Source organism: Bradyrhizobium sp. Arg816 (assembly GCF_029989365.1).
Taxonomy (GTDB): Bacteria; Pseudomonadota; Alphaproteobacteria; order Rhizobiales; family Xanthobacteraceae; genus Bradyrhizobium.
On sequence record NZ_JAPRAQ010000002.1, the window covers coordinates 312,412 to 327,769 of the forward strand.

At 65.5% G+C, this 15,358-nt stretch carries 15 protein-coding genes; 9 read left to right on the forward strand and 6 right to left on the reverse strand.

Annotation, left to right across the window (positions count from 1 at the left end):
- Nucleotides 1–4: 4 nt before the first annotated feature.
- Together OWC48_RS06575 and dusB are read right to left on the reverse strand one after the other, a co-directional pair.
- A complete protein-coding gene (locus OWC48_RS06575; RefSeq protein ID WP_282519231.1) occupies nucleotides 5–1,180 on the reverse strand; it encodes a nitrogen regulation protein NR(II) in 1,176 nt (391 codons plus the stop codon).
- On the reverse strand, nucleotides 1,177–2,178 hold the full coding sequence (gene dusB, locus OWC48_RS06580; RefSeq protein ID WP_282519584.1) for a tRNA dihydrouridine synthase DusB: 1,002 nt from the start codon (nucleotides 2,176–2,178) through the stop codon (nucleotides 1,177–1,179). The genes OWC48_RS06575 and dusB overlap by 4 nt, the downstream gene beginning before the upstream one ends.
- Before the next feature lie 282 nt (nucleotides 2,179–2,460).
- Here dusB and OWC48_RS06585 point away from each other — a divergent pair, with 282 nt between their 5' ends.
- A complete protein-coding gene (locus OWC48_RS06585) occupies nucleotides 2,461–3,642 on the forward strand; it encodes a bifunctional 2-C-methyl-D-erythritol 4-phosphate cytidylyltransferase/2-C-methyl-D-erythritol 2,4-cyclodiphosphate synthase (RefSeq protein ID WP_282519232.1) in 1,182 nt (393 codons plus the stop codon).
- Between the two features lie 3 nt (nucleotides 3,643–3,645).
- Nucleotides 3,646–4,257: a CinA family protein gene (locus OWC48_RS06590; protein ID WP_282519233.1), complete on the forward strand. Its 612-nt coding sequence runs from the start codon at nucleotides 3,646–3,648 to the stop codon at nucleotides 4,255–4,257.
- 101 nt (nucleotides 4,258–4,358) lie between these two features.
- Here OWC48_RS06590 and OWC48_RS06595 read toward each other — a convergent pair whose 3' ends face one another.
- Entirely contained in the window at nucleotides 4,359–4,538 is a 180-nt protein-coding gene (locus OWC48_RS06595; RefSeq protein ID WP_282519234.1) for a hypothetical protein, read from the reverse strand.
- A 466-nt stretch (nucleotides 4,539–5,004) separates the two neighbouring features.
- Between OWC48_RS06595 and OWC48_RS06600 the strand changes: the two genes are divergently transcribed.
- From OWC48_RS06600 to OWC48_RS06625, 6 genes are read left to right on the forward strand one after another with little or no spacing between them, the layout of a single operon-like run.
- Nucleotides 5,005–5,712 (forward strand): c-type cytochrome, encoded by a 708-nt coding sequence (locus tag OWC48_RS06600; RefSeq protein WP_282519235.1) that lies wholly within the window; start codon nucleotides 5,005–5,007, stop codon nucleotides 5,710–5,712.
- Nucleotides 5,713–5,723: 11 nt separating this feature from the next.
- Nucleotides 5,724–6,980, forward strand: a complete 1,257-nt coding sequence (locus OWC48_RS06605) for a cytochrome c (protein WP_282519236.1) — start codon at nucleotides 5,724–5,726, stop codon at nucleotides 6,978–6,980.
- 19 nt (nucleotides 6,981–6,999) lie between these two features.
- Complete coding sequence (locus tag OWC48_RS06610) at nucleotides 7,000–7,176, forward strand: hypothetical protein (RefSeq protein WP_282519237.1); 177 nt, start codon at nucleotides 7,000–7,002, stop codon at nucleotides 7,174–7,176.
- Nucleotides 7,173–7,736 (forward strand): cytochrome C oxidase subunit II, encoded by a 564-nt coding sequence (locus OWC48_RS06615; RefSeq protein WP_282519238.1) that lies wholly within the window; start codon nucleotides 7,173–7,175, stop codon nucleotides 7,734–7,736. Before OWC48_RS06610 ends, OWC48_RS06615 begins: the two co-directional genes overlap by 4 nt.
- Nucleotides 7,723–9,345, forward strand: coding sequence for a b(o/a)3-type cytochrome-c oxidase subunit 1 (locus OWC48_RS06620; RefSeq protein ID WP_282519239.1), 1,623 nt, complete (start codon nucleotides 7,723–7,725; stop codon nucleotides 9,343–9,345). Before OWC48_RS06615 ends, OWC48_RS06620 begins: the two co-directional genes overlap by 14 nt.
- Nucleotides 9,345–10,160 (forward strand): cytochrome c, encoded by an 816-nt coding sequence (locus tag OWC48_RS06625; RefSeq protein ID WP_282519240.1) that lies wholly within the window; start codon nucleotides 9,345–9,347, stop codon nucleotides 10,158–10,160. Before OWC48_RS06620 ends, OWC48_RS06625 begins: the two co-directional genes overlap by 1 nt.
- A 123-nt stretch (nucleotides 10,161–10,283) precedes the next feature.
- On the opposite strand, the gene OWC48_RS06630 is transcribed toward OWC48_RS06625, so the two are convergent.
- Both OWC48_RS06630 and lipA read right to left on the reverse strand, forming a co-directional pair.
- Nucleotides 10,284–10,754: a type II toxin-antitoxin system RatA family toxin gene (locus OWC48_RS06630; protein ID WP_282519241.1), complete on the reverse strand. Its 471-nt coding sequence runs from the start codon at nucleotides 10,752–10,754 to the stop codon at nucleotides 10,284–10,286.
- Nucleotides 10,755–10,760: 6 nt separating this feature from the next.
- On the reverse strand, nucleotides 10,761–11,717 hold the full coding sequence (gene lipA / locus OWC48_RS06635) for a lipoyl synthase (protein WP_282519242.1): 957 nt from the start codon (nucleotides 11,715–11,717) through the stop codon (nucleotides 10,761–10,763).
- Nucleotides 11,718–11,847: 130 nt separating this feature from the next.
- Between lipA and OWC48_RS06640 the strand changes: the two genes are divergently transcribed.
- Entirely contained in the window at nucleotides 11,848–12,450 is a 603-nt protein-coding gene (locus OWC48_RS06640) for a DNA-3-methyladenine glycosylase (RefSeq protein ID WP_282519243.1), read from the forward strand.
- 2 nt (nucleotides 12,451–12,452) lie between these two features.
- Here OWC48_RS06640 and OWC48_RS06645 read toward each other — a convergent pair whose 3' ends face one another.
- Nucleotides 12,453–15,329, reverse strand: a complete 2,877-nt coding sequence (locus OWC48_RS06645; RefSeq protein ID WP_282519244.1) for a valine--tRNA ligase — start codon at nucleotides 15,327–15,329, stop codon at nucleotides 12,453–12,455.
- Nucleotides 15,330–15,358: the final 29 nt, after the last annotated feature.

The window sequence follows — 15,358 nt, forward strand, 5'->3', positions numbered from 1 at the left end:
ATCCTCATTTCGCCCCCTGTGACGCAGACGACGACTTCCCGGCAGAGCCGTCGCGGCTGCTTTGATCGGCATGTTTGACCGATGTGGAATACATCGGCATCAGCACGCGGAAGGTGGTCTTGCGCGGCTGAGACTCGCATTCGATGATGCCCCCGTGATCTCCGATGATCTTTGCGACGAGCGCCAGGCCAAGACCCGAGCCGGTCTGCTTGGTGGTCACGAAGGGATCGAACAGGTTGGGCAGAAGATCGTCCGGCACGCCTGGTCCGTTGTCCTTCACGCAGAACTCGAGCGGCAGGGATACACGGGATTTTTGACCGGGGACTGACAGGCGCACGCCGGGACGGAACGCAGTGGTGAGCTGGATCTCGGCGTCGGGGACGTCGATCAGCGCTTCGGCGGCGTTCTTCACGAGGTTGAGGAACACCTGGATGAGCTGATCCTGGTTCGCCAGGACCGGCGGCAGCGAGGGATCATAATCCTCGATGAAGCGGATGTTGCGGGCAAAGCCCGACTGCGCCAGTCGCTTCACGTGATCGAGCACGGAATGGATGTTGACGGGACCGCGCACCACGGGGCGCTCGTCGCCGAACACCTCCATGCGGTCGACCAGCGTCACGATGCGGTCGGCCTCGTCGCAGATCAGCCGCGTCAGCATGCGGTCCTCGGACGAGGCCTGCTGCTCCAGCAGCTGCGCCGCGCCGCGGATGCCGGAGAGCGGATTCTTGATCTCATGCGCCAGCATGGCGGCCAGCGCGATCACCGAGCGCGCGGCGCTGCGATGGGTGAGCTGGCGGTCCATCTTGTCGGCGATGGAGCGCTCCTGGAGCATCACCACGATATGGCCGGGCCGCTCCGTCAGCGGAGCGACATGCAGATCGACCTGGCGGTCGCCCCCCATGCGTGGCGTGCCCAGATCGACCTTGTATTCGTTGACCGGCGAGTTGGACGAGCGAACCTGGTCGATCAGCGCCAGCAACGGGCTGCCGAACGGCACCAGCTCTTTCAGCGACTGCCGTTTCAGGAACTGCGTCGAGATGTCGAAGAAGGCTTCGGTCGCGATGTTGGCGGCGACGATCTTGCCGTCCGGCCCGATCATGAGCACGGGATTGGGCAGCGCATCCAGGATCGCATCGCTCTCGGACGGAAGCGGCCGGCGATGGTCAGCGGCTAAGCTCATGCAGCAGCGCTCCATGCGAAGTCGTCGAAGGCATCTTGCAGGGACTGGTGGACGAGGCGCGGATCCTCGGAGGTGAGGATCTTCTGACGCCAGGCTTTGAGCTTCTCGGCCGGCGCACGGCTCACATCGGCCGCAACGTCGAGCGCCCAGCCGAGATGTTTTCGCGCGTGCCGGAGGCCGATGCGCAGGCCGTAGAGCGCGCAGACGCCCTCATAGAGCGTGCGGACATAATGCAGCTGCGTCTCGAGCGACGGCGCGGCTTCGATCGCCCCGCCCTTCAGGCGGCGGCCGATCTCGCCGGGCAACCAGGGCTGCCCCTGCGCGCCGCGGCCGATCATCACGGCATCGGCGCCGGAGGCCTCCAAAGCCGCGAGCGCCTTCTCGTAAGTGGTGATGTCGCCGTTGACGACGAGCGGAATGGAGATCGCTTCGCGCACCGCGCGGATCGCATCCCAATCGGCCTCGCCCTTGTAGAACTGGCAGCGGGTGCGGCCGTGCACGGTGACGAGCTTGATGCCGGCGGCTTCCGCACGCCGCGCCAATTCCGGCGCATTGCGGGTGTGATCGTCCCAGCCGAGCCGCATCTTCAGCGTCACCGGCACCTTCACCGCCGCGATCGTCGCATCGATCAGGCTGACGGCATGGTCGAGATCGCGCATCAGGGCGGAGCCGGACTGGCCGCCGGTGACGTGCCGGGCCGGACAGCCCATGTTGATGTCGATGATGTCGGCGCCTCCGGCTTCCGCGATCCGGGCCCCTTCGGCCATCCAATGCGCCTCGCAGCCGGCGAGCTGGACCACATGAGGCCCGATCCCGGTCGGTTCGCAGCGCAACCGAGACATCTTGTGGCCGTTCGCGAGCTCATCGCTGGCGGTCATTTCGGACACGACCAGACCGGCCCCGAGCTCGGCGGCGAGCCGGCGGACGGGCGAGTCGGTGACCCCCGACATCGGCGCCAGGAAGACCGGGGTGGCGACCTCGATATCGCCAATTTTCAACGGCTTAGAGCCTGATACTGCCGAGCCGGTCACAGGGGTCTCGTTGCGTAGGCAGGGCCTCATCGCGCCTGCCATGACCTATCTTGCGCACAATTCTTGTGCAGTCAAGCGTCATGCCTACAGTTTAGACAGTTCTGCAAATCTTTCAAGTGCAGTGCAGCAAAATGCTGTTTCCCACAATCCGGGGAAACCCCCTTTTTTTGCGGGCCTGCCGTGCTAGAGGCATGCGGCAATCACCCCACTCCCCGACTCTCTTCATCACCAACTGAGTATTTGAGTCCTATGGCGAAATCACAGCGCACCGCAGTCGTTCTCGTCGCGGCCGGACGCGGCCTGCGGGCTGGCGCCGGTGGTCCCAAGCAATATCGCGAGATCGGCGGCGTCCCCGTGATCTACCGCGCCATGGAAGCCTTCAGCCGCCACCCCGACGTGTTTGCCGTGCAGCCGGTGGTGAACCCCGACGACAGCGCCATGTTCGCGGCGGCGGTCGCAGGACTGAGCCATGAGCCGCCGACCAATGGCGGCGCGACGCGGCAGGCCTCCGTGCTCGCAGGGCTCGAAGCACTCGCCAAGCATAAGCCCGATATCGTTCTTATCCACGACGCCGCGCGCCCCTTCGTCTCGGCAGGCGTGATCTCGCGCGCAATCGAGGCGGCCAGCCGCACCGGCGCCGCGCTCCCCGTCGTTCCCGTCACCGACACCATCAAGGTCACCGGCGAGAGCGGCAATGTCGAGGACACGCCGGACCGCTCAGCCTTGCGAATCGCGCAGACGCCGCAATCCTTTCGTTTCGACGTCATCCTCGAGGCGCATCGTCGCGCGGCGAAGGACGGGCGCAGCGATTTCACCGACGATGCCGCGATTGCCGAATGGGCGGGATTGACGGTCGCAACCTTTGAAGGCGATGTTGCCAATATGAAGCTCACCACTCCCGAGGATTTCGTGCGCGAGGAAGCGCGCCTGGCCAGCCTGCTCGGCGACATCAGGACCGGCACCGGCTATGACGTGCACGCCTTCGGCGAAGGCGACCACGTGATGATCTGTGGCGTGCGGGTGCCGCACACCAAAGGCTTCCTCGCTCATTCCGACGGCGATGTCGGCCTGCATGCGCTGGTCGACGCCATCCTCGGCGCACTCGCCGACGGTGATATCGGCTCGCACTTTCCGCCGAGCGATGCGAAATGGAAGGGGGCTTCCTCCGACCAGTTCCTGAAATACGCCATCGAGCGCGTTGCGGAGCGCGGCGGCCGCGTCGCCAACCTCGAGGTGACCATGATCTGCGAGCGGCCGAAGATCGGCCCCTTGCGCGACACCATGCGCGCCCGCATCGCCGAGATCTCCCGGGTCGACATCTCCCGCGTCGCGGTGAAGGCGACCACCAGCGAGCGGCTCGGATTCACCGGACGCGAGGAAGGCATCGCGGCCACCGCGAGCGCCACCATCCGTCTGCCCTGGAGCGTCTAGGTCATGGGCGGCAGCGACGCACGCGCCCTCTCCCGCTCGCTGCTCGATCTGTGCCGGATGCGCAAGCTGACGATCGCCACTGCCGAGTCCTGCACCGGCGGCCTGGTTGCCGGCGCGCTGACCGACATTCCCGGCTCCTCCGACGTGATCGACCGCGGTTTCGTCACTTATTCCAATGACGCCAAGCGCGCGATGCTGGGGGTCGAGGCGAGCACGCTTGCGAATTTCGGCGCCGTCAGCAAGGAGACCGCAACTGCAATGGCGGTCGGCGCGCTGGAGCGGGCCGACGTCGATCTCGCCGTTGCCATCACCGGTATCGCCGGCCCCGGCGGCGCCACGCCCGGCAAGCCGGTCGGCCTCGTGCATTTTGCGGTTGCCGCGCGCGACGGCCGCATCGTCCATCGCGAGCATCGCTTTGGCGCGATCGGTCGGATCGCCGTGCGCCAGCGCTCGGTGGTCGAGGCATTGCGCATGCTGATGGATCTCGCCCGCGGCCCGAAGGCCCAGCCCAAGCCCCGGCGCGCCGCCGCGGCAACCCGCCTGCGGCCTCGCGTGACCCGCTCGCCGCGCCGGCATGCGGTGAAGCGCAGGACGCCGCGCTCACCGCGCGGCTAGAGACACGTCATGCCGCCGCCAGCAGCGCGCTCGCGTGGTCGAGCACAGCGGCGGCACGAGCGTTCGGCGCAAGGGAGCCTGATGGGTTCCGCTACATCCAATTATTGTTCCTGGCGCTTCGTCCGACAAATGACAGGGAGCTTCTGCTCAATCGCCTTCGCCAGCACCGTGCCGCTGGTCCGGCCGAGCTCTTTCGCGATCACTGCAATCGGCTTGGTGCCTGCCAAGACCTTCAGCCTGCCAAGGTCTTCTTCGCTCCATGCCTGCTTCCAGCGTGCCATCTCCCCGATCCCGCGACAAAGCGCCCGCGCCCGAATCGGATTTTAGTCGAACCCTTGGCGAAGGGCAGAGCTCGTGGTGCGCCGTTTGCGGCAAGGGGTGTTGCGTCAGCGCGCCGCGTTTTGGCACAAACTGCACTTGTCGCGCGATGTGAAGATGCACTCTGATGGAAGGTCGTCTGCCCGGCCCAAGCGGCAGAACATCCGCGCGCGCGAACGGATTCCACATTGCCGCGCTTTCCGCTTGTGAAGCAAAGCTCGGGCGGACTACGCCGCGAGATCGCAGCGTTATGTCCAGTTTTCAAAAAGCACGCAATTCTTGTCGAATCCGATCAGGATCGCAAACGTGCAACCGCGACCAAACGTCATCGCTCATGTCCGATCTTGCGCGCGACTGTATTGGCGCAATAATGCGGCTCTACGCTGTGGCCAGGAATCAACCCGGTCCTGCTTTCTGGAGGGCGACGGCGTGTTCGCTCGCGACGCTGCACTGGCAGTAGCCATTGCTACCTTGGCCACCATTGATGGTACTGCCGCACAAACGGCCAACCAGCCGCCGGATACGATGGCGGCGCGGGTGGAGGCGTGCACGCCCTGTCACGGCAACAAGGGCGAAGGCACCAGCGACGTCTATTTCCCGCGGCTTGCCGGCAAGCCGGCCGGCTATCTCTACAACCAGCTCCTCGCCTTCCGCAGCGGCCGGCGCAAATACCCGCCGATGAACTATCTGCTGGAGTTTCTGCCTGATCCATATCTGGAAGCGATGGCAGAATATTTCGCCAGCGAGCATCCGCCGCTGCCGCAGCCCGCGCCGAGCGAAGTCAGCAAGGAGGTCCTGGCGCAGGGCGAGCTGCTCGCGACCAGCGGCGATGCCGGTCGTAACATACCGGCGTGCGTGAGCTGTCACGGCCCGGGCCTCACCGGCATGCAGCCCGGCATCCCCGGTCTGCTGGGCTTGCGCGCCGCTTACGTCAGCGCGCAGCTAGGCGCCTGGCGCTACGGCACGCGGACGGCAAAATCGCCGGACTGCATGCAGCTCGTCGCCGGCCATCTGACGGAAGCAGATGTTACCGCCGTTGCGGCCTGGCTCGCGACGCGCGCCGCGCCCACCAACCCGGCCCCCGTACCGAAGGGCACCTATGCGCTGCCGTTCGGCTGCGGCAGCCAGCCCAACTGACGAGGCGGATGATGGGCTCAAGACTGTCGATCACGCTGCTTTCGATCAAGCTCCTGGCCCTCGCCGCCGCGCTCACCACGGCCGCGCAGGCGCAGGACAAGACCGGCGATGTCATCGCGCGCGGCGAATATCTCGCCCGCGCCGGCGATTGCACGGCCTGCCATACTGCAGCTGAGGGCCGGCTGTTTGCCGGCGGGCGCCCGATGCCGACCCCGTTCGGAACGATCTACACCTCCAACATCACGCCCGATCCGGAGACCGGCATCGGCAAGTGGAGCGCGGACGATTTCTACAGAACCATGCACAACGGCCGTTTCCCGGATGGCGGGCTGATCTATCCAGCGATGCCGTTCGCGTCCTATACCAAGGTCACGCGTGCCGACAGCGACGCGATCTTCGCCTATCTGCGCTCGATTCAGCCGGTGAACCAGAAGAACAAGCCGCACGAGCTGCGCTTTCCCTATGACAACCGCCAGCTCATCCTCGGCTGGCGCACGCTGTTCTTCCGCGAGGGTGAATTCAAGCCCGACCCCACCAAGTCGGCGGAATGGAATCGCGGCGCCTATCTGGTCGAGGGGCTCGGTCATTGCGGCATGTGCCATTCGCCGATCAACGCGCTCGGCGGCACCTCGCAATCGGACGCCTTCAAGGGCGGCCTGATCCCGATGCAGAACTGGTACGCGCCGTCCCTCACCTCCAACCGTGAGGCGGGCCTCGGCGACTGGAGCATCAAGGACATTACCGATCTGCTCCAGACCGGCGTTTCGGCGCGCGGCGTCGTCTACGGCCCGATGGCCGAGGTCGTGCACAACAGCCTGCAATATCTGAGCGACGAGGACACCAAGGCGATGGCGGTGTACCTCAAGGGTATCTCGGAGCCCTCGCCTCCGCCGCCTGCAAGCTCGGCGCTGCCGACCACCGAGAGCAGCCTGCTGATCAGCCTCGGCAAGACCGTCTACGACAAGAATTGCGCCAGCTGTCATGGCACGCAGGGCGAAGGCAAGCCGCCGCACTGGCCGCCGCTCGCTAACAACCAGTCGATCGAGATGCAGTCGGCGGTCAATCCGATCCGCATGGTGCTCAATGGAGGCTATCCGCCGGGCACCAAGGGCAATCCGATGCCCTACGGCATGCCGCCTTTCGCAGGCCTGCTCTCCGACAACGAGATCGCGGCCGTCGTCTCCTACATCCGCACCGCCTGGGGCAATCGCGGCACGCCGGTGTCGGCGCGCGAGGCCAACGAGCTGCGCTCGGCACCACTGAACTGAGAGACGCCAGAGAACCATCATGATCAACTCCGATCCGCCGACCAGCCCAGCCGCCGCCGACCAGGCCGTCGAGGAAGTCGTCGCCGCGGGACCGTCGGGCGCGATCATGCTTGCCGGCATCGCCACGGCCTGCGTGGTCGCGATGTGGCTCGCGTTCTATCTGTTCGTCTTCCTGCCGCGCGGGTCACTGCAATGAGCGCAGAGGACACCCATGGCAGCGCCGAGGTCGCCGCCCGTGTCGAGCGACGCTGGGCCACCGTCGCCGTGATCATCATCGTGATGATGGCGCTGCTGGCGGCGTTCGCCGGCATCCATCGCGCGACCATGCCGCAGCCGCGCGTCGAAACCACCGATCCATCGCGGATTCATCTCTCCGGCGAGTTCGTCGAGAGCAATCTCGGCAGCGTGCTGGAGGCGAATGGCAATGTGACCGTGCGCGCGATCGGCCAGCAATATTCCTTCACGCCGGCCTGCATCGTGGTGCCCGTGGATACGCCGATCACGATGCGCGCCACCAGCGCAGACGTCGTCCACGGCATCCTGATCCAGGGCACCAACGTCAACACCATGCTGGTGCCCGGCTACGTCTCCGAACAGCTCATGCGCTTTACGAGGACCGGCGACTATCTGATGCCCTGCCAGGAGTTTTGCTCCTTCGGCCACGAGGGCATGTGGGGCAAGGTCAAGGTGATCGACAAGACCGAATTCGCCGATCGCGCGAAGGGTGGCGGGAGGCTGAACTGTGTTGGCCAATAGGAAGCTCATCCTCGCCCATTTCTGGCTGGCCTTCGGCGTGTTCGGCATTGCGCTCACGCTCGGCGCCTGGCAGATGTTCATCCGCAGCCCGATCGGCACCTGGCTGTCCAATCCCGAGCTCTATTACCGCTCGCTGACCGCGCACGGCACCGTGATGGGCTACGTCTTTCCCACGCTGGTCGCGATGGGCTTTGGCTATGCCATCAGCGAGTCCGCGCTGGAGCAGCGCCTCGTCGGCGTGCGCTGGGCCTGGACCGGCTTCTGGCTGATCGTGGCGGGCGCGATCATGGCGATGGTCCCGGTCGTGCTTGGCCGCGCCTCGGTGCTCTATACGTTCTATCCGCCGCTGATCGGCAACGTGTTCTACTACCTCGGCGTCGTGCTGGTCGTGGTCGGCTCCTGGATCTGGGTCGCGCTGATGGCGATCAATCTGCGCGTCTGGCGGAGGGCCCATCCCGGCGCACCGGTGCCGCTGGCGATGTTCGCCAATGTCGCGGGCTCCTATCTGTGGGCCTGGACCGCGGTTGGCGCCGCCCTCGAACTGCTGCTCCAGATCATTCCCGTCGCGGCCGGCCTGAAGGCGACCATCGACGCGGGTCTTGCCCGCGTGTTCTTCTCCTGGACGCTGCACGCCATCGTCTATTTCTGGCTGATGCCGACCTACATCGCCTACTACACCATCGTGCCGCGCGCGATCGGTGGCCGGGTCTATTCCGACAGCATGGCGCGGATCTCCTTCATCCTGTTCCTGGTGGTGGCGATGCCGATCGGCATGCACCACACCTTCGCCGATCCGCAGGTCGGCGCCGGCTTCAAGTTCATCCATTCGGCCTTCACCGCGCTGGTCGCGCTGCCGACGCTGCTGACCGTGTTCACGATCTGCGCGTCCGTCGAGATCGCCGCGCGCCTGCGCGGCGGCCGCGGCATGTTCGGCTGGATCAGGGCGCTGCCCTGGGACAATCCGATGATGCTGGCGCTGGCGTTCTCGTTCGTCATGCTCGGCTTCGGCGGCGCCGGCGGCCTCATCAACATGAGCTACCAGCTCGATGCGTCGATCCACAACACGCAGTGGATCACCGGCCATTTCCACCTGATCTTCGGCGGCGCCATCGTGATCATGTATTTTGCGATCGCCTATGATCTGTGGCCGCATCTGACCGGGCGCGAACTGATCGACCTCCGCCTGATCCGTACCCAGCTCTGGCTGTGGTTCGTCGGCATGATCATCACGACCTTCCCGTGGCATTGGGTCGGCATTTTGGGCATGCCGCGCCGCATGGCCTATTTCGACTTCGGCGATCCCGCGATCGCGCCTCAGGCGCTCTCCGTCACCTTCTCGGCGATCGGCGGCTTCATTCTGCTGGCCTCGGGCATCATGTTCATCGTCATCCTGGCACGTGGCATGCGGGCGCCTCAGGTTGACGCCGGCCCCTACCGCTTTGCGCTGGCCGTGCATCAGCCCGCGACCGTGCCGGTCGCGCTCAACACGCATGCGCTGTGGGTGGCGCTGATGATCGTGCTCACCCTCACCAATTACGGCTACCCGATCGTGACGCTGGCGCTGACCGAGGGCACGTCGGTGCCGGCCGTCTATGTGGGAGCGCAGTGATGAGCGCGCGCGACCTCTTCACCTTCCGCAACAGCCATTTCAGGATTGGCGTCGGCATCACTGCCGCGATCCTGATCGTGACGGCGATCACCGGCTTCATCGTGCTGCCTTTCGCGCAGCACTGGGTTCAGTTCGCCAATGTCTGGGATGCGATCTGCAGCGCCGCCGGCGTCCCGCAGCGTGCGGCGAACGTTACTGCTCCGGAACAGACAAAACGCCTGTCGGAGGTCGTGCTGACTTCGCATACGCTATCGCGTCCGAGCCAGGAAGCGATCGGCCGCGGCGCCACGCTGGCGCAGCGCTGCGCGATCTGCCACGGCCCGACCGGCATCAGCCGCGCGGATTCGCCCAATCTCGCCGGCCAGTACGCGGCCGTCATCTACAAGGAGCTGCACGATTTCCGTTCCGGAGCGCGCACCAATGCCGTGATGTCGCCGTTCGCCGTCAATCTGACGGACCAGGAGATCGCCGATCTCTCGAACTACTACGCCTATCTGCCGCGGCCGGCAGCCTATCACCCGACGCCGCAGCTGCCGAAACCGAGCATCGTCATCTACGGCGCGCCGATGCGCGGGATCGCGCCCTGCGGCTCGTGCCATGGCAGCCTCGACAACAAGACCGGCAGTCCGTGGCTCGAAGGCCAGTCCGAAGCTTACATGAAGGTGCAGCTCCATGCCTTCGCGTCCGGCGAGCGGCGCAACGACATCAGCCAGCAGATGCGCAACATCGCGCGCGCGATGACGCCGCAGGAGATCGAGGCGGCCGCGGCGTACTACGCCTCGCAGCCGCCGGATGTGGTGAAGGCGGTGGATTGAGCCTCACTGTCATTGCGAGCGCAGCGAAGCAATCCAGAATCCCTCCGCGGAAAGATCCTGGATTGCTTCGTCGCAAGGGCTCCTCGCAATGACGGCGGAGAGAGCGTTCCCCGCTGCGCTCCCTTACGACGACGCCAGCTTCGGCCGACCGTAGATCGCATCAGCCCGCTTCTCGAATGCGATGGAGAAGCGCGCGAACGCGGCGTCGAACATCGAGCCCATCAGCATCGCCAGCATGCGGCTCTTGAACTCGTAGGTGAGGAAGAATCCGACGTCGCAGACGCCCTCACCTTTCGGTTCGAACGTCCAGCGGTTTTCGAGGTTACTGAACGGACCTTGCAGATATTCGACCAGGATCTGCAGATTGGCGCGGTCGAGCGTCACGCGGCTGGTGAAGGACTCCTTGACCAGCTTGAATGACACCGTCATGTCGGCGACCAGCACCTCGGTGCCGTCGGGTTTGGCCATCCGCTGGCGGACCTTGAGCGCGCTGCACAGCGGCACGAATTCCGGGTAGCGCTCGACGTCGGCGACCAGATCAAACATCTCGGACGCGCTGTGATGGACACGGCGCTTGCTTGAAAATTTGGGCATGGCGGTTCAGCGGGCAGTCGCGGCCCGTGCGGCCTTCAGTCTCGCAAAGTCCTCGCCGGCATGATGCGACGAACGGGTGAGCGGGCTCGCCGACACCATCAGGAAACCCTTGGTGTAGGCGACCTTCTCGTAGGACGAAAACTCGTCGGGCGGCACATAGCGCATCACGGCGTGGTGCTTCCGGGTCGGCTGGAGATATTGCCCGATGGTCAGGAAGTCGACGTCGGCGGAGCGCAGATCGTCCATCACCTGCTGCACCTCGTGGCGCTCCTCGCCGAGACCGACCATGATGCCGGACTTGGTGAAGATGGTGGGATCGAGCTCCTTGACCCGCTGCAGCAGCCGGATCGAGTGGAAGTAGCGCGCGCCGGGCCGCACCGTGAGGTAGCGCGACGGCACGGTCTCGAGATTGTGGTTGAACACGTCGGGCCTCGCCGCGACGACGATTTCGAGCGCCCCCTCCTTGCGCAGGAAGTCGGGCGTCAGGATCTCGATCGTGGTCGAGGGGCACGCGGCCCGGATCGCACGGATGGTCTCTGCAAAATGCTCCGCGCCGCCATCGGTCAGATCGTCGCGGTCGACGGAAGTGATGACGACGTGGGCCAGCCCCAGCTTGGCCACGGCCTCGGCGACGTTCTGCGGCTCGGCTGCATCCAGCGCATTGGGCATGCCGGTCTTGACGTTGCAGAACGCGCAGGCCCGGGTGCAGGTGTCCCCCATGATCATGAAGGTCGCGTGCTTCTTGTCCCAGCACTCGCCGATGTTCGGGCAGCCCGCCTCCTCGCACACCGTGTGCAGGCCGTTGGCGCGCACGATGTTGCGGGTGTCGGCATAGCCGCGGGTATTGGGGGCGCGCACGCGGATCCAGTCCGGCTTCGGCGGCGAAGCGGAATCGGGGCGATTCACCTTTTCAGGGTGACGCGGGCGCAACGGGTTCGAGATGGTGTCGACAATAACGACCATGGGCTGTCCGGTCTGTTCAGGTCCTACCTAGTCGGTCTGGCTGCCTGCCGCAACCCGGCTCGCGCCGCTTCAGGGAACATGGCAGATATGGGCAATATCCTGCTCTGTTCTCAGGCGATTCTCACCTCGAATGGCTCCAACCTCGAAAGCCTCACCACCGCGGCTTGGCAAAGCCCTGAAGCGTGCCTTTTTCGGCCGCAGCGTCCACGAGGTCGCGCCCGATTTGATCGGGGCCACCATGCTCGTCGACGGCGTCGGCGGCCTCATTGTCGAGGTCGAGGCCTATCATCATACCGAGCCGGCGGCGCACTCCTACAATGGCCCGACGCCGCGGAACCAAATCATGTTTGGCCCGCCCGGCTTTGCCTATGTCTACCGTTCCTACGGCATCCACTGGTGCGTGAACTTCGTCTGCGAGGAGGAAGGCTCCGCCAGCGCCGTGCTGATCCGCGCGCTGGAGCCGACGCATGGCTTGGCGGCGATGCGCCGCCGCCGCCATCTCCAAGAGGTGCACACGCTGTGCTCGGGCCCCGGCAAGCTGACCGAGGCGCTCGGCATCACCATCGCGCACAACGCCCTGCCGTTGGACCGGCCGCCGATCGCGCTGCATGCGCGAACAGAGGAGGTCGAGGTGGTGGCCGGCATCCGGATCGGCATCACCAAGGCCGTCGAGCTGCCCTGGCGCTATGGCGTCAAGGGCTCGAAATTCCTCAGCAAGCCGTTTCCGAAGTAGACCTACGTCGCCTGCTTCAGCCGCTCCAGCGCCTCCAGCAGCTTGGCCCTGCGGGCCAGCGCGGCCTCGCGCTTTTCGCGCTCCTCTTCGACGACCTCTTCGGCCGCGTTGGCGACGAACTTCTCGTTCGCCAGCTTGGACTCGGCGCGCTTGATGTCGGCGTCGGCCTTGCCGATCTCCTTGTCGAGGCGCGTGCGCTCGGCGGCGACGTCGATCACGCCCTTCAGCGGCAGCGCGGCCACCTCGCCGCGCACGAGGAGCTGGACCGCACCATCAGGTGCGCGGTCGGCGAAGGAGATGTCGGACAGCCGTGCCATGCGCTTGATGATTTCGGTCCAGCGCGGCGCGCGTTCCTTCGTCTCGGTCGAGGCGCCCGCGAGCACCAGCGCCGTGAGCGTTGCCGGCGGGATGTTCATCTCGGCGCGCACCGAGCGGATCTGCGTGACCAGATCGATCACCCAGCCGATCTCGGCTTCCGCCTTGGGATCGGTGAAGTCGGCATGGTCGAAGATCGGCATGATCAGGACCGGCGAGATCAGCGGATCGGTCGGCCCGGCAGCCGCGGCGAGCATCGCGAGTTGCTCCGGCGTCGGCTCGGACGGCTTCAGCGGCCATTGCGCCAGCGCCAGCAGGCCGTCGCGCTCGGCCGTCACCTCCCACAGCTCTTCGGTGATGAAGGGCATGAAGGGGTGCAGCAGCTTCAGGATCTCGTCGCGCGCCCAGGCGACCATGGCGCGGGTTTCGTCCTTGGCCGGGCTGTCAGGACCGAGCAGCACGGGCTTTGCAAGCTCGACGTACCAGTCGCAATAGACGTTCCAGACGAAGCGGTAGATCGCACCGGCCGCGTCGTTGAAACGATAGGCTTCGATTGACTCGGTCACCTCGCGCGCGGTGTGCGCGCTCTCGTGCGCGATCCAGCGGTTCAGCGTCTCCTTGGCCTTCGCCGGCTCGAAACCTTCGGGCACGGCGCAGTGGTTCATCTCCGCGAAGCGCGACGCATTCCAGAGCTTCGTCGCGAAATTCCGGTAGCCCTCGACGCGGCTGGTGGCGAGCTTGATGTCGCGTCCCTGCGCCGCCATGGCGGCCAGCGTGAAGCGCAACGCGTCGGCGCCGTATTCGTCGATCAGGTTGAGGGGGTCGATGACGTTGCCCTTCGACTTCGACATCTTGGCGCCCTTCTCGTCGCGGACGAGGGCGTGGATGTAGATCGTCGAGAACGGCACTTCCTTCATGAAGTGCAGGCCCATCATCATCATCCGGGCGACCCAGAAGAAGATGATGTCGAAGCCGGTCACCAGCGCGTTGGTCGGGTAATAGCGCTGCACTTCCGGCGCATCCTCGGGCCAGCCGAGCGTCGAGAACGGCCAGAGCGCCGAGGAGAACCAGGTGTCGAGCACGTCCTCGTCACGCGTGATGAAGCCTTCGCGCTTGTTGCGGTCGAGCGCCATCTCGCGGCCCTGCTCGGCCGTGATAACCTCCTGCTCGACGTAATAGCCGAGCGCGTGGCTGACGGCCTCCTCCTCGGTCTCGGCGACGAACACCTTGCCATCGGGGCCGTACCAGGCCGGGATCTGATGACCCCACCACAGCTGGCGCGAGATGCACCAGGGTTGGATGTTCTCCATCCACTCGAAATAGGTCTTTTCCCAGTTCTTCGGCACGAACGTCGTTTCGCCCGAACGCACCGCCGCGATCGCGGGCTTTGCCAGCGTCTTGGCGTCGACGTACCACTGGTCCGTCAGATAGGGCTCGATCACGCTGTTCGAGCGGTCGCCGTGCGGCACCATGTGGGTGTGCGGCTCGATCCGCTCGACGAAGCCGAAGGATTCCAGCCGCTCGACGATGCGCTTGCGCGCCGCGAAGCGGTCGACCCTGTGGAACTCCTCGGCGAATTGCGCGGCGCCTTCGGGCAGGTTACGCAGGTAATCCTCGTTGTCGACGAGGTCGAGGCAACCTTCCTTGTCGATGACGCTGATCCGGCCCAGGCCGTGGCGATTGCCGACCTCGAAATCGTTGAAGTCGTGCGCCGGCGTCACCTTCACCGCGCCCGAGCCCTTCTCCGGATCGGAATATTCGTCGGCGACGATCTTAATCTTGCGACCGACCAGCGGCAGGATCACGTTCCTGCCGACCAGCTTCTGATAACGCTCGTCGTCGGGATGCACGGCCACCCCGGTATCGCCGAGCATGGTCTCGGGCCGCGTGGTGGCGACGACGATGAAGCTCGAGGGATCCTCGGGGCTGAACGTCTTGCCCTCGATCGGATAGCGCAGATACCACAGGCTGCCCTTGACCTCGGTCTGCTGCACTTCGAGGTCGGAGATCGCGGTCAGCAGCTTGGTGTCCCAGTTCACCAGCCGCTTGTCCTTGTAGATCAGGCCGTCGCGATGCAGCTCGACGAACACCTTGATGACGGCCTTCGACAGACCCTCGTCCATAGTGAAGCGTTCGCGCGACCAGTCGCAGGAGGCGCCGAGGCGCTTGAGCTGGTTGATGATGGTGTCGCCACTCTCGGCTTTCCACTGCCAGACCCGCTCCAGAAACTTCTCGCGGCCCATCTCGCGGCGGCCCGGCTGCTGGCGCTCCATCAGCTGCCGCTCGACCACCATCTGGGTGGCGATACCGGCATGGTCGGTGCCGGGCTGCCACAGCACGTCGCGGCCGCGCATGCGCTCGAACCGGCACAGGATGTCCTGGAGGGTGTTGTTGAGGGCGTGGCCCATATGCAGCGAGCCCGTCACGTTCGGCGGCGGGATCACGATGGTAAAGGGCACTGCGTCGCGGCGGTCGGGGCGGCCTGCCCTGAAGGCAAGGCTGTCCTCCCACACGACGGACATGCGGGCTTCGATATCGGCGGGCTGGTAATTTTTCTCGATCATGGGCTGCTAGAAAGCCGCGCGCGGGGGGC